Annotated in this window: 16 protein-coding genes; 14 read left to right on the top strand and 2 right to left on the bottom strand. The window is 32.5% G+C overall.

The window, feature by feature from the left end; genetic code table 11:
• The first annotated feature begins 8 nt into the window (after positions 1-8).
• The 6 genes from LQ677_RS02965 to dltD all read left to right on the top strand — a co-directional run bounded on the left by LQ677_RS02965 (position 9) and on the right by dltD (position 5,417).
• The gene (locus LQ677_RS02965; protein ID WP_239748092.1) at positions 9-977 is read left to right on the top strand and encodes a 2-hydroxyacid dehydrogenase; all 969 of its coding nucleotides are present in this window, start codon (positions 9-11) and stop codon (positions 975-977) included.
• 172 nt (positions 978-1,149) lie between these two features.
• The gene (locus LQ677_RS02960) at positions 1,150-1,293 is read left to right on the top strand and encodes a teichoic acid D-Ala incorporation-associated protein DltX (RefSeq protein ID WP_078099933.1); all 144 of its coding nucleotides are present in this window, start codon (positions 1,150-1,152) and stop codon (positions 1,291-1,293) included.
• A 15-nt stretch (positions 1,294-1,308) separates the two neighbouring features.
• Positions 1,309-2,769 carry a D-alanine--poly(phosphoribitol) ligase subunit DltA gene (dltA, locus tag LQ677_RS02955; RefSeq protein ID WP_239748091.1) on the top strand — a complete coding sequence of 487 codons (1,461 nt, stop codon included), beginning with the start codon at positions 1,309-1,311 and terminating at the stop codon, positions 2,767-2,769.
• Complete coding sequence (gene dltB, locus LQ677_RS02950; protein WP_239748090.1) at positions 2,766-3,986, top strand: D-alanyl-lipoteichoic acid biosynthesis protein DltB; 1,221 nt, start codon at positions 2,766-2,768, stop codon at positions 3,984-3,986. The genes dltA and dltB overlap by 4 nt, the downstream gene beginning before the upstream one ends.
• Before the next feature lie 16 nt (positions 3,987-4,002).
• Positions 4,003-4,239 carry a D-alanine--poly(phosphoribitol) ligase subunit 2 gene (gene dltC, locus LQ677_RS02945; protein WP_037588840.1) on the top strand — a complete coding sequence of 79 codons (237 nt, stop codon included), beginning with the start codon at positions 4,003-4,005 and terminating at the stop codon, positions 4,237-4,239.
• Positions 4,236-5,417 (top strand): D-alanyl-lipoteichoic acid biosynthesis protein DltD, encoded by a 1,182-nt coding sequence (gene dltD, locus LQ677_RS02940; protein WP_191835726.1) that lies wholly within the window; start codon positions 4,236-4,238, stop codon positions 5,415-5,417. Before dltC ends, dltD begins: the two co-directional genes overlap by 4 nt.
• Before the next feature lie 69 nt (positions 5,418-5,486).
• On the opposite strand, the gene LQ677_RS02935 is transcribed toward dltD, so the two are convergent.
• On the bottom strand, positions 5,487-5,729 hold the full coding sequence (locus tag LQ677_RS02935) for a NifU family protein (protein WP_025904405.1): 243 nt from the start codon (positions 5,727-5,729) through the stop codon (positions 5,487-5,489).
• 109 nt (positions 5,730-5,838) lie between these two features.
• Between LQ677_RS02935 and LQ677_RS02930 the strand changes: the two genes are divergently transcribed.
• Positions 5,839-6,165, top strand: coding sequence for a YuzD family protein (locus LQ677_RS02930; protein WP_037588843.1), 327 nt, complete (start codon positions 5,839-5,841; stop codon positions 6,163-6,165).
• A 544-nt stretch (positions 6,166-6,709) separates the two neighbouring features.
• Here LQ677_RS02930 and LQ677_RS02925 read toward each other — a convergent pair.
• A complete protein-coding gene (locus tag LQ677_RS02925; protein ID WP_159315247.1) occupies positions 6,710-7,774 on the bottom strand; it encodes an NAD(P)/FAD-dependent oxidoreductase in 1,065 nt (354 codons plus the stop codon).
• A gap of 153 nt (positions 7,775-7,927) precedes the next feature.
• On the opposite strand from LQ677_RS02925, the gene LQ677_RS02920 reads away from it, so the two are divergent.
• The 7 genes from LQ677_RS02920 to LQ677_RS02890 all read left to right on the top strand — a co-directional run bounded on the left by LQ677_RS02920 (position 7,928) and on the right by LQ677_RS02890 (position 13,690).
• Positions 7,928-8,164: a YuzB family protein gene (locus tag LQ677_RS02920; RefSeq protein ID WP_025904683.1), complete on the top strand. Its 237-nt coding sequence runs from the start codon at positions 7,928-7,930 to the stop codon at positions 8,162-8,164.
• A gap of 11 nt (positions 8,165-8,175) precedes the next feature.
• Complete coding sequence (locus LQ677_RS02915) at positions 8,176-8,535, top strand: HesB/IscA family protein (RefSeq protein WP_025904684.1); 360 nt, start codon at positions 8,176-8,178, stop codon at positions 8,533-8,535.
• A 153-nt stretch (positions 8,536-8,688) separates the two neighbouring features.
• Positions 8,689-9,903 carry an NAD(P)/FAD-dependent oxidoreductase gene (locus tag LQ677_RS02910; protein ID WP_037588845.1) on the top strand — a complete coding sequence of 405 codons (1,215 nt, stop codon included), beginning with the start codon at positions 8,689-8,691 and terminating at the stop codon, positions 9,901-9,903.
• Between the two features lie 65 nt (positions 9,904-9,968).
• Entirely contained in the window at positions 9,969-10,289 is a 321-nt protein-coding gene (locus tag LQ677_RS02905) for a YuiB family protein (RefSeq protein WP_025904686.1), read from the top strand.
• A gap of 18 nt (positions 10,290-10,307) precedes the next feature.
• Positions 10,308-11,783, top strand: a complete 1,476-nt coding sequence (locus LQ677_RS02900) for a M17 family metallopeptidase (protein ID WP_239748106.1) — start codon at positions 10,308-10,310, stop codon at positions 11,781-11,783.
• A 201-nt stretch (positions 11,784-11,984) separates the two neighbouring features.
• Positions 11,985-13,298, top strand: coding sequence for a Na+/H+ antiporter family protein (locus tag LQ677_RS02895; protein ID WP_308193285.1), 1,314 nt, complete (start codon positions 11,985-11,987; stop codon positions 13,296-13,298).
• A gap of 23 nt (positions 13,299-13,321) precedes the next feature.
• Entirely contained in the window at positions 13,322-13,690 is a 369-nt protein-coding gene (locus tag LQ677_RS02890) for a PaaI family thioesterase (protein ID WP_191835728.1), read from the top strand.
• Positions 13,691-13,706: the final 16 nt, after the last annotated feature.

Raw genomic sequence — 13,706 nt, 5'->3', positions numbered from 1 at the left:
CTGAGAACATGAATGAGAAAGTACTTGTTGCAAGACAATTACCAGAAAATTTTATCAATCAGATTAAAGAATATGCAGAAGTAGATGTTTGGAACAGCGAATTAGAACCAATGCCTAGAGAAGCATTTTTAGAACGTTCTCAAGACGCTACAATTGTCATTACGACATTAAGCGAGCAAATTGATGATGAATTTTTTAACAATGCAACGCGCATAAAAGGTGTCGTCAATTTAGCTGTTGGTTTTGATAATATTGACGTGAAACTTGCTGAAGAAAAAGGTGTTGTAGTCACAAATACACCAGAAGTTTTAACAGAAACGACTGCCGAATTAGGCTTTACGTTAATGTTAACAGCAGCAAGAAGAATTGTTGAAGCGGTTCAATATGTACATAATGGCGAATGGAAAAGCTGGGGTCCATATCTTTTAGCAGGAAAAGATGTCCACGGCTCAACAGTTGGTATTTATGGTATGGGCTCAATTGGAGAAGCTTTTGCTAGAAGATTGAAAGGCTTTAATTGCAAAGTACTTTATCATAATCGCTCCAGAAAAGAAGAAGCTGAACAGCAATTAAACGTTGAATATCGTACTTTGGATGAATTGCTTAATGAAAGTGATTTCGTAGTTTGTACAGCGCCATTAACGCCTGAAACAAAAGGTATATTCAATCGAGAAACATTTAAAAAAATGAAAAACTCAGCAATTTTAATTAATATCGGACGCGGTGGTCACATCGTAGAATCTGATTTAATTGAAGCAATAGAACAACAAGAAATTTTAGGTGCAGCATTAGATGTTGTTGAAAATGAACCTATTTCAGATGATCATCCATTTTTAAAAATGGATCAAGTGATCATTGTGCCACATATCGGTAGTAGTTCAATTGCAACGCGAGATAAAATGGTGCAACTATGCGTAGATAATGCTAAACAAATTATGTCGAACCAAGAACCAATTACACCGGTTAAGTTAAAATAATTAAACGAAATTAATAACTAAAAAAGACAAACCAAAAGAATTAAATTTTTGGTTTGTCTTTTTATTGCCATATATTGCTAAAATTTTACATATTATTCTTGATATTCCATTATGCTTAGAATATAATGATGAAATAGAATAATTACAAAATTAAAACACAAGGAGATTAACAATGGAAAAAATTAGGGATATTATAAACTCTGAAAATTTTAAGCTGATTGGTTTAACGATTTTCTATTTAATAATCATGATTGTGTTATTTTGGATTTACGCTGGTGGAAGCGCAAGTAATGATTTTATATATAATGAATTTTAATGAAGGAGAACTTTTATGAATGACATCTTAGAAAAAGTAACATTTATGAATAAGTGGCATGCTGATAAGGTTGCTATAAATTATAGAGATGAAGTAATGACCTATGGTGAATTAGATCTTTATTCTAATAAATTAGCTACTTTAATTAAAGGTTCTGAAAAGCCTATAGTACTTTATGGTCATATGTCACCTTATATGATTGTGGGAATGATTGCGAGTATGAAAGCAGGCATTGGTTACGTTCCAATAGATACATCTATTCCATTAGAAAGAATAGAGCATATCATTGAGAAGGTTGAGCCTGTTTTTATTTTGAACACAACTGGAAATTTATTGAATAATTTACATGTAAATCAAATAACAATAGAAGAAATACTTGCTGTTGAATCAGTGGATCAAGATTTTAATAGAATAACTGATAAAGATATTGTTTATACAATTTTTACATCTGGCTCTACAGGTTTTCCTAAAGGTGTACAAATAAGATATGAAAGTCTTGTTGATTTTACAGAATGGATGCTGGAATTAAATCAAATAGGCGAGTACAAAATGTGGTTAAATCAAGCACCGTTTTCTTTTGACTTGTCTGTTATGGCCATTTATCCATGTTTAATGACAGGTGGTACACTTCAACTTGTTGATAAGAAGATGATTGAAAAGCCTAAACAATTATATGAATTACTTGAACAAAAAGCAGTAGAAAGCTGGGTATCTACACCTTCATTTTTAGAAATGTGTCTTTTATTGCCTAATTTTAATGAAACACATCATCCGAAATTAAAGCAGTTCTTCTTCTGTGGAGAAATATTAAGTCATAAAACAGCACAGAAATTACATGATTTGTTTACGACATCAACTATTTATAATACATATGGACCAACTGAAGCTACAGTTGCTGTAACGAGTATACAAATCACACAAGAAATACTGGATCAATTTAAACCTTTACCAATAGGCAAAGTGCGCCCAAATAGTGAATTGAAGTTAACAGATGAGGGTGAATTAATTATTATTGGTAAAAGTGTGAGCCAAGGTTACTTAAAAGATGAAGAAAAACATAATAAAGTGTTTAAAATCATTGATGGCCAATTAAATTATCATACAGGGGACAAAGCGTCTTATCGAGATGGCTATTGGTTCATTAACGGAAGAATTGATTTCCAAATTAAGATTAATGGGTATCGCATGGAACTTGAAGAAATTGAAAGCGTACTTGAACATTTACCAGATGTTAAACAAGCTGTCATTTCACCAATTAAACATGGTGAGAAAATCCAATATTTACATGCAACGATTGTACCAATGGATGACGAGCTAGATAGTGAAAATGACATGACAATGCATTTGAAACATAAATTGAAATTACATTTACCAGAATATATGATTCCTAGAAAATTCAGTTATGCTAAACAGCTACCTTTAACGGCCAATGGTAAATTAGATCGCAACAAAGTATTAGAGAGGTTAAATTCATGACACCATATGGCGATTTTACTTATTTCTACATCTGTTTAATCTTAATGTTGCCCGTAATTATTTTAGGATTAATCGGTAAGAAAAGTCTTATTTACAATAGGATAATAACCTTAATTATGCTTGTGTTAATATTTTCGGATGACAGTAAAAATTTATTCGATAATCAATATTTAAGTTATCAACTCATTTTCTTTGCATTGTACGTATGTTATCAAGTTGTTTTGATTAGAACTTATAACACACTCGTAAAGAAAACGAATAACTTCAAGTTATATGTAAGTGCAATATTGTTATCTATATTACCGTTAATTGTTGTCAAAGTATTACAAAGTAGCTGGCTTGGAACACATCAACTTACAATACATGGTAATAGAGTCATTGAATTTATTGGATTCTTAGGAATATCGTATATTGCATTTAAGAGTATTCAACTCATTATGGAAATTCGTGATAGTCGTATTAAATCTATTGATACGATGAAATTAATAGATTTTATTACGTTCTTTCCAACAATCTCATCTGGTCCAATAGATCGATATAAACGATTTATTAAAGATGAAGAGAAGACGATAGAACCTGAAAAGTACTATGACATGCTTATCAAAGCGATACATATGGTGTTTATGGGATTCTTGTATAAATATATTATTGCTTATTACATTAATGAGTATGTGATAAAAGTTGTACCAATAGACACGGATCCGACATTTTTAAATTACTTATATTATATGTATGGTTATAGTTTCTATTTATTCTTTGATTTTGCGGGATACAGTTTATTTGCTATTGCATTTAGTTATTTATTTGGTGTACAAACACCAGTTAACTTTAACCAACCATTTAAAGCTAAAAATATTAAAGATTTCTGGAATAGATGGCATATGAGTTTATCATTTTGGTTTAGAGATTGCGTATATATGCGATTTGTATTTTGGGTATCTAAAGAAAAATTATTAAAAGATAAATTATTAATATCTAATTTAGGATTTTTCTTAAATTTCTTTATTATGGGTATTTGGCACGGTATTGAATGGCATTATATTTTGTATGGTTTATATCATGCAATGCTATTTATTGGATATGGCTATTATGAACAATGGCGTAAAAAACATCCTATAAAGATGAATCCAAGCATTATGAACATAGTAGCAATTCTCATTACATTCCATTGTATAGCATTTGGATTTTTACTTTTCTCAGGCAAGTTAATACATTAAATAAGGGAGATATATTATGAATTTTGAAGAGAGTGTTTTAAATATTTTAGCAGAAGTTGCAGAAAATGATATCGTTAAAGAAAATCCTGATATTGAAATATTTGAAGAAGGTATTATCGATTCATTTGCGACAGTTGGATTATTATTAGAAATTCAAAATAATTTAGGCATTGATGTGACAATTACTGATTTTGATAGAGATGAGTGGGCAACACCAAATAAAATTATAGAAGTACTTAAGGAATTACAATGAAACTAAAGTTATTGTTACCATTATTAATAAGTGGATTATTATTCGGTTTATTTTTACTCGTACCTGTAGAATGGATTAAATCATTTTCAAAGTATGACAGTATTAATAACGAAGCGATATCTTTAGATGATACAGTACTAAAAGGTGTGCACTCACAAGAAGAAATGTTATTAAGCAAAAAGTTCTATCCAATCTTTGGATCAAGTGAATTGGAAAAACAAGACATCTTCCATCCAGCGTATATCTTGAATGATAAAAAAGCGAAATTACAACCATATCTAATAGGTACGGGTGGATCAACTGATTTAATTCATGCAATTAATATGGGGAGCCAAGCACATAATCTGAAAGGTAAAAAAATAGCGATTATTATTTCTCCACAATGGTTTACGAATCATGGACTGACTAATGATAATTTTAGTGCTCGATTTTCACCATTACAAGCTGACCACTTATTTAAAAATAAAGTGTTAAGTCCAGAAATTAAAGATCGTTTTGCTAAAAGATTAGTGCAATTCAAACAATTAAAATCAGACCCATACTTAAAATCAATCATAGAAAAAGAAAATCATCATTATGATGAAGGTACATTTATGAATGATTTTGAAAAAAACATCTATGAAAAACACGACGCTTTAAAATCAATTTTTGGACAAGAAAAAGCAAAGTTACATAGAGAAGAGCACCATCATTTTAATCAAATGAATTGGAATGATTTGAAGTTATACGCTTCTGAATATGGCGCACAACATTCAAGAACAAACAAATTTTGTATGAATGATAAATATTGGCACTTATTAAAGCAGCAACGTAAAAGATATAATCGTAATTACGAGTTTAATATGCATTCGAAAGAATTTGATGATTTACAATTATTAATTGATACTTTAAAAGAAGCCAAAGCAGATCCATTGTTTATCGTTATTCCAGCAAATGGAAAATGGTATGACCATATCCATGTCGATAAAGAGAAACGTGAAGCGGTATATGAGAAAATCAATCATATGATTCAAAAGAACGATATGAAAGTATATGATTTAACCGATAAAGAATATGAACCGTATGTTATAACAGATGCCGTTCATATTGGATGGAAAGGCTGGGTATATATTAATGAACAAATGATACAACACATCAATGGAACATATGATGGAAAAGAGAGTAGACATTATCATTAATATTACCTAGGAAATAAAAAACAGGACATCGTCTTATAAACGATGTCCTATTTTTTATTAATTATAAAGTTAGAATACTTGTTCTACTTCCACTACGCCAGGTACTTCTTCTAATAAAGCACGTTCTATGCCGGCTTTTAGCGTAATAGTAGAACTTGGGCAAGTACCACAAGCACCAAGTAGACGTAATTTAACAATCCCGTCATCAACATCTACTAGTTCACAGTCGCCGCCATCACGTAATAAGAATGGTCTTAACTTTTCGAGTACATCACTAACTTGATCAAACATTGTTTGTTGTTCGGTAGCCATATATATTAATACTCCTCTCATCAAGTGTTATTAGATACATTAATCTTATTTATCTATTATAATAGAAATAAGGTAAAAAATCTATTCATGAAACTAGGGGGATGCTAAAATGTCCAAGGCAAGTATAGTAATTTATGGGGCTGATGTTGTATGTGCAAGTTGTGTAAATGCACCATCATCAAAAGATACATTTGAGTGGTTACAAGCAATTTTAGGAAGAAAATATCCAGAGTTAAACCTTGAATACACATATATTGATATTATGAATCAAACTGAAAATTTAACAGATCACGACCAACAATTTATTGAAAGAATAAACGAAGACGAACTATTCTATCCACTCGTAACAATCAATGATGAATACGTAGCAGATGGTTATGTTCAATTAAAGCCAGTAACAAAATTTATAGATGAACACGTAGCAGTAGAACAATAAATAAGAATAATGTTGGGAAGATTGTTGGGGACAGGTGAGTTGGGTAGAGAGTAGATGTGTGATATGAGGCAAGATGCGGCTTAATGTCCGAATAAAGCCAAGAGATCGTTCAAGTCATGGCTTAATGCCTGAGTAAAGCCAAGAGATAGCCAAAGTCATGGCTTAATGTGAGAGTAAAGCCAAGAGATAGCCGAAGTCATGGCTTAATGTCCAAATAAAGCCAAGAGATAGTCAAAGTCATGGCTTAATGTGAGAGTAAAGCCAAGAGATAGCCGAAGTCATGGCTTAATGTGAGAGTAAAGCCAAGAGATAGCCGAAGTCATGGCTTAATGTGAGAGTAAAGCCAAGAGATAGCTGAAGTCATGGCTTAATGTGAGAGTAAAGCCAAGAGATTGTTCAAGTCATGGCTTAATGTCCGAATAAAGCCAAGAAAATACTAAAGTTATCCCGTTCCTTAACAACCACAACAAACTCACATCTTCACTTCCAACCAACCCCCACATACAACAGAAAAAAAGTAGCAGAGTAATCTGCTACTTTTTTCTTATCCGTTATGATATTTATATAACCATAAGACGCCTGATTTAATGACTCTTGCTAAACGACCTGTTACGGTTTGTTCCATTAAATAAGCGAATCCTTGTTTTTCACCAAGTGAACCTACAAATCCTTGTGGTTTCAATTCTGGCATCTTTTCAGGTAGTGGTTTGTTTGCCCATTGTAATTTCATGACTTCAGCGATTTGGTCAGCTTGTATTTCTGCTAAATATGCGCTTGGTGCATGTGGTAATGCTGCGCAATCGCCTACAATATATACATTTGGATATGTTGGAATTTGATGATATTGATTTACGATAACCCTTCTACCGTCATTAGTATCAACTGGAAGATTTCTAACGATTTCAACTGGTTGTATACCGGCAGTCCATACGACTAAATCAACGTTATGAATATCTTCGTTGTTATAAAGTTGTCCTGGTTCAACTTTAGTGATATTTGAATTTGGTACAACTTCTACATCATGTTTATCAAACCATTTTTTTACGTATTTACTTAACTTTTCTGGGAATGCAGGTAAGATTCGTGCACCTCTATCGAAAAGTTTGATTTTGATATCTTGTCTACTTTCGCGTAATTCACTTGCAAGTTCTATACCGCTTAACCCTGCACCAACGATACCAACAGTTGCATCGCTTGGTAAGTCACATATTGCTTGGTATGTTTTACGTGCGTTTTGAACAGTTTGAATACTATAAGTGTATTCTTTTGCGCCAGGTACGTTGTGGTATTTGTCTTCACAACCTAAACCTATTACAAGTTCATCATAATCAACTCGTGTATCTCCAACTGAAACAATTTGATTGTCTAAATCAATATCAGTAATTTCCCCATATACTGTATTAATTTTTTTATCTTTTGGAAATTGAACTCGAATATCTTTATCTGGTTTTGTGCCTGCTGCTAATGCGTAGAATTCTGTTTTTAAACCGTGAAATGGCATACGATCAATCAGCGTAATTGAATAATCGGAAGGTAATGTGCTTGGAAGTATTTCTTTCATTAAGCGCATATTACCGTATCCGCCCCCTAATAATACTAAGCTTTTCATCGTTATTCTCCTTTGTCCATAAATCAAATTTCTACAAATTTGTATGTATATATTTTATAATATATAAGTATACTTTTAGTATAATCGTTTTTGGCATAAACTACAATGAATGTTAAAATAGTTTAATGAATAAAAAGTGAGTAGGTGAACACATTGAACCCAATTGTCGAATTTTGTATTTCAAACTTGGCCAAAGGTGCTGATGTAGTGTTTAACAAGCTCGACAATGATCCAGAAGTAGATGTATTGGAATACGGTTGTCTACAAAATTGTGGACCATGTGCAAGAGGGTTATATGCATTAGTCAATGGAGATATGGTCAAGGGAGAAACACCAGAAGAATTACTTGAAAATATATATAGTCATATAGAAGAAAATTGGATTTTTTAGGAGGAATAAATATGTCAACTGTTATATTAACTGAAGCAGCAGCTTATGAAGTTAAAGATATGATGAAAAATAACGATATGCCAAATGGTTATTTGAAAGTATCTGTTAAAGGTGGCGGTTGTACGGGACTTTCTTACGGGATGTCAGCAGAAGAAGAACCAGCAGAGAATGATGAAGTTCTAGAGTTTTATGGTGTGAAAGTGTTAGTTGATAAGAATGATGCACCAATTTTAAATGGTACAACAATTGACTTTAAGACATCTTTAATGGGTGGCGGATTTGCGATTGACAACCCTAATGCGATTGCAGCTTGTGGTTGCGGAAGTTCATTTAAGACTAGAGATGTTTCTGGTACACCAGAACAATGCTAAGGAATTGATATGTCACACTTGAATTTATCTTTATAAAAATATACAATAAAACTTGTATGTAAATAGTATTATCTTTATTTGTGAGGAAAAACACAAAGTGACACAACTTTCCTATAAGTGTCAAACAAAATTTAGAAAGTATAGGTGAAAATAATGGGATTTGAACGTAAAAAAGTTCTAGTATTAGGGGCAGGTTACGCTGGCTTACAAACAGTAACTAAATTGCAAAAATTAGTTTCAAACCAAGACGTTGATGTTACATTAATCAACAAAAACGATTATCACTACGAAGCTACATGGTTACACGAAGCTTCTGCAGGTACTTTAAACTATGAGGATGCTTTATACCCAATTACAAATGTAATCGACAGAAATAAAGTAAACTTCGTTAAAGCAGAAGTAACAAAAATCAACAAAGATGCTAAAACAGTTGAAACATCTAACGGTGTATTTGAATATGATATTCTTGTTGTTGCATTAGGATTTGAAAGTGAAACATTCGGTATTGAAGGTATGAAAGAACACGCTTTACAAATCGAAAACATTAACACTTCTCGTCGTATTGCTAAACACATCGAAGATAAATTTGCTAATTATGCTGCATCTAAAGAAAAAGATGAAAATGACTTAGCAATCTTAGTAGGTGGCGCTGGATTCACTGGTGTTGAATTATTAGGTGAATTAACAGAACGTATTCCTGAATTATGTAAAAAATACGGTGTAGATCAATCTAAAGTTAAAATCACTTGTGTTGAAGCTGCTCCAAAAATGTTACCTATGTTCTCAGAAAACTTAGTGAACTACGTTGTTAAATATTTAGAAGATCGTGGCGTTGAATTCAAAATTTCTACTCCAATCGTTGCTTGTAATGAAAAAGGTTTCGTAGTTAAAGTTAACGACGAAGAACAAACTTTAGAAGCTAACACAGCTATTTGGGCTGCAGGTGTTAGAGGTAGCAAATTAATGGAAGAATCATTTGACGGCGTTAAACGTGGTCGTATCGTAGTTAAAGATGATTTATCAATCGACAACTATGATGATATCTTCGTAATTGGTGACTGTTCAGCTGTTATGGCTGGTGAAGGAGACAACAAACGTCCACTTCCAACAACAGCACAAATCGCTATGCAACAAGGTGAACACCTTGCTAAAAACATTAAAAACATCTTCAATGGTGAGAAAACAGAACCATTCGTATACGACGACAAAGGTACTGTATGTTCATTAGGTAGCCATGATGGTGTTGGTGTTGTTATGGGTCGTGAAATTACTGGTAAAAAAGCAGCATTCATGAAAAAAGTTATCGATACTCGTGCAATTTTCAAAATTGGTGGTATCGGATTAGCCTATAAAAAAGGTAAATTCTAATTGATTCATTATTAAGTGTAGAGACCTGCTATTAGGCGGGTCTCTTTTTTTAAAGGAGGTTAGCTATGATATCTTTACCGCAAGTTATCATATCAATGGCATTATTTTTTGTTCTGTTTTTTGGAATCGCTTTTATATTAAATATGCTATTAAAAGGTACTTGGTTAATGGTCGTACTTTATCCATTTGTTATTTTTGCAATTGTAGATAAAATTTCCACGGCTATGTACTTTACAGATCCAGCAACTGCATTTTCAAAACTTATTACAGGTTTAACACACATACATACTGCGGATATATTAATGCTTGGTTCAGGATGGATTGGCGCGATTGTCGCAGGATTTGTTATAAGGAATTTACGAAGAAGCGGTTATTCAATGTTTTAACAAAAGGGGATAATAATGATGAATATAAAAATTAAAGAATCATATTCTAATAATGAACATCCGATTGTAATCGGTTGTCCAAGTCATTTAAATCAAATGCACAATTTTGATGAAATTGATCAAATTTTAGGCGGACAACTTGAAAATTTAAAAAAACAACAAATTATTAGTAGCGAACTTGGTAAAATCACAAGTACAGCGATTATCTTAAATGGACAAGTCGTTAAATTAATTGCTGTAGGGTTAAGTAACTTAAAAGAAATTAAAGAAAATGACTATCAAGTTGTGTACGGAAACTTAAGCAGATATTTACAAAGTAATAGAATTGAAGAAGTACATTTATTAGATGATACGTTTGTATCACAAAATGTATCTCATCAAGAACGTGCTTATCGTTTTGGTTGGTTATTCACACAAGCTACATTTGTATTTGATACGTATAAATCAAATAAATCATCAAATGTTAATACAGTCATTAATTATGTTACAACGACAAATGAAGATGTTACGACATTTATTAATCAAGGTGAAATTTTAGGAGAGAGTGTTAATTTAGCGAGAACTTATTCACAAACACCTCCGAATATTTTAACGCCAGATTATTTTGCAAACCAAATTTTACAACATTTTAAAGATTCACAAGTGAAAGTCACGATTAAAAATGAAGAGGAAATTAGAGAAGAAGGTATTGGTTTATTAGATGCAGTTGGTAAAGGATCTATAAACCCACCTCGTTTAGTCGTGCTTGAATATAAAGGTTCAACTCAAGATCCAATTGCACTTGTAGGTAAAGGTGTGACATATGATTCAGGTGGTTACCAAATTAAATCAAAAACAGGTATGCCAACGATGAAATATGACATGAGTGGCGCAAGTAACGTAGTAGGTATGATGCATGCTATCAATCAATTACAATTACCAATTCATGTAGTAGCAGTATTACCATTAGCTGAAAATATGATTTCAAGCAATGCAATGAAACCAGATGATGTATATACAGCATTAAGTGGTGAAACAGTTGAAATAACAAATACGGATGCTGAAGGAAGATTAGTATTAGGTGATGCTGTTTCATTCGTTAAACAATATAAGCCAGAGCTTATTATGAACTTTGCGACATTAACAGGAGCTGTTGTTGCAGCATTAGGTTTAGGGAAAACGGGGATATTCTCAAGCGATGCTGATCAATACATTGATGATGTGAAACAAGCTGCGAAATATTCAAATGAAGTAAGTTTTGAATTACCGATAACAGATGAAGAGAAACAAGATATTAAATCTTCAGAAGTTGGAGATTTAACTAACTGTATTTTAAATAAAAACGGTAAAGCTTTATTTGCAGCAGCATTTGTAACACACTTTAGTGATGAAATACCACACTTACACTTTGATATTGCAGGTTCAGGGGAAACAGAAAAGGATTCATTCAAAGGTCCAAAGGGTGCGACAGGTGCTATGATACCAACAGTACTACATTTCTTAAAAAATAAATAAAATCAATCACATATAAAGCGGGATTAAAAATCTATGTATAAAGCTAGGTTTAGATCCCGCTTTAATTATGACGAAATTTGATTCAGAATATTCGGACTAATTCTTGAAATGTTGACATGCTATTTCTCAACTGATATGATAAGTTCATTATTTCACTTTATCGTGGTAGAGAACTAAAGAATGGAGAGGGTCTTTTTGGAAATAAATGCAGTATTAGTAGCTGTTATTGTGATGATTATACTTTGTTTAATGCGTTTAAATGTTGTACTAAGTATATTCATAGGTGCATTAACAGGTGGTTTATTAAGTGGAATGTCTGTTGATAAAGTCATTTCCACATTTGGTAAAACAATCGTTGATGGTTCAGAAGTTGCACTATCTTATGCATTATTAGGAGGATTTGCAGCACTGATTTCATATAGTGGTATAACTGACTACATCGTTGGAAAAATCATTACATCAATGAAAAAAGAAAATTCACAGAAAAGTAGAGTAAAAATAAAAATATTATTAGTAGCTGTATTACTTGTCATATCAGTACTCAGTCAAAATATTATACCTGTCCATATCGCATTTATACCTATTCTTATACCACCATTATTAAGCTTATTTAATGAACTACAGATGGATAGAAGATTAATTGCTACAGTTATTGGTTTCGGACTATGTTTCCCTTATATTTTATTCCCATACGGTTATGGTCACATATTCCAATCTATTATCTTTGATGCATTTGGAAAAGCAAACGTAGATATAGAATTCAATAGTATTTGGAAAGCGATGTTAATTCCTTCAATGGGTTATGTATTCGGATTAATCGTTGCGATTATAATGTATTGGAAACCTAGAACATATAAAACAATTAAAGTAGAAGAAGACGAAGAAATGAAAACATTAAAGCCATATCCATTAATTGTGACTGGCTTAGCGATTTTAGGAACATTCGTTGTTCAAACATTAACGGAATCTATGATTTTTGGTGCATTAGCAGGGATTTTAATATTCTTCTTCTCAGGATTATATAACTGGAGAGACTTAGATGCTAAATTAGTTGAAGGTATTCAAATCATGGCATATATTGGTGTTGTGATTTTAACAGCAAACGGATTTGCAGGTGTGATGAGTGCCACAAATGAAGTAGGTTCACTAGTTGAAAGTCTAGCATCAATTACAGGAGATAATAAAGCATTCAGTATTATAATGATGTATGCTATTGGTCTTGTTGTAACACTAGGCATAGGATCATCATTTGCGACAATCCCGATTATTGCTAGTTTATTTATTCCATTTGGACAAGAAATTGGACTTAGCACAATGGCATTAATAGCTGTTATCGGAACAGCAGGTGCGTTAGGTGATTCAGGAAGCCCTGCAAGTGATTCAACTTTAGGACCAACAGCTGGTTTAAATGTTGATGGTGAACACAATCATATTAGAGATACATGTATACCGAACTTCTTAATATATAATATCCCGCTAATTATTTTTGGATTTATTGCAGCAATGGTATTATAGTATGATTAAGGGGGATTAATCATATGGATTTAATAGAGAACTTTGGAATAGAAACAATCGAATCAAGTCATGGTTATATAGAAATGACGATGCCAGTAACGGATAAAGTTAAACAACCATTCGGATTCTTACATGGCGGTGCAACAATAGCATTAGCAGAAACAGCAGCATCTATGGGAGCACATTACGCTTCAAGTGAAGATGAAATACCATTAGGATTAGAAATCAACGCAAACCATATAAAGTCAACTCGATCAGGTACAGTACGTGCAATAGGTCAAGCCCTTCATATCGGAAGAACAACTCAAGTATGGGACGTCAAAGTTACGAACGAACAAGACGAACTCATCTCCGTTATACGCGCAACAATTGCTATCAAAAAGAAAAGATAAACAAATAAGAGCATGG

It is taken from the genome of Mammaliicoccus sp. Q-M61, assembly GCF_022386055.1.
GTDB classification, from domain to species: domain Bacteria; phylum Bacillota; class Bacilli; order Staphylococcales; family Staphylococcaceae; genus Mammaliicoccus; species Mammaliicoccus sciuri_A.
This window is presented reverse-complemented; position numbering and strand designations above follow the sequence as displayed.

Coding starts and splice junctions, on each gene's coding strand:
- dltB (WP_239748090.1), top strand. CDS start 2,766: ATGACACCATATGGCGATTTTACTTATTTCTACATCTGTTTAATCTTA.
- dltD (WP_191835726.1), top strand. CDS start 4,236: ATGAAACTAAAGTTATTGTTACCATTATTAATAAGTGGATTATTATTC.
- LQ677_RS02925 (WP_159315247.1), bottom strand. CDS start 7,774: ATGAAAAGCTTAGTATTATTAGGGGGCGGATACGGTAATATGCGCTTA.
- LQ677_RS02930 (WP_037588843.1), top strand. CDS start 5,839: ATGTCCAAGGCAAGTATAGTAATTTATGGGGCTGATGTTGTATGTGCA.
- LQ677_RS02905 (WP_025904686.1), top strand. CDS start 9,969: ATGATATCTTTACCGCAAGTTATCATATCAATGGCATTATTTTTTGTT.
- LQ677_RS02965 (WP_239748092.1), top strand. CDS start 9: ATGAATGAGAAAGTACTTGTTGCAAGACAATTACCAGAAAATTTTATC.
- LQ677_RS02935 (WP_025904405.1), bottom strand. CDS start 5,729: ATGGCTACCGAACAACAAACAATGTTTGATCAAGTTAGTGATGTACTC.
- dltC (WP_037588840.1), top strand. CDS start 4,003: ATGAATTTTGAAGAGAGTGTTTTAAATATTTTAGCAGAAGTTGCAGAA.
- LQ677_RS02890 (WP_191835728.1), top strand. CDS start 13,322: ATGGATTTAATAGAGAACTTTGGAATAGAAACAATCGAATCAAGTCAT.
- LQ677_RS02910 (WP_037588845.1), top strand. CDS start 8,689: ATGGGATTTGAACGTAAAAAAGTTCTAGTATTAGGGGCAGGTTACGCT.
- dltA (WP_239748091.1), top strand. CDS start 1,309: ATGAATGACATCTTAGAAAAAGTAACATTTATGAATAAGTGGCATGCT.
- LQ677_RS02960 (WP_078099933.1), top strand. CDS start 1,150: ATGGAAAAAATTAGGGATATTATAAACTCTGAAAATTTTAAGCTGATT.
- LQ677_RS02900 (WP_239748106.1), top strand. CDS start 10,308: ATGAATATAAAAATTAAAGAATCATATTCTAATAATGAACATCCGATT.
- LQ677_RS02915 (WP_025904684.1), top strand. CDS start 8,176: ATGTCAACTGTTATATTAACTGAAGCAGCAGCTTATGAAGTTAAAGAT.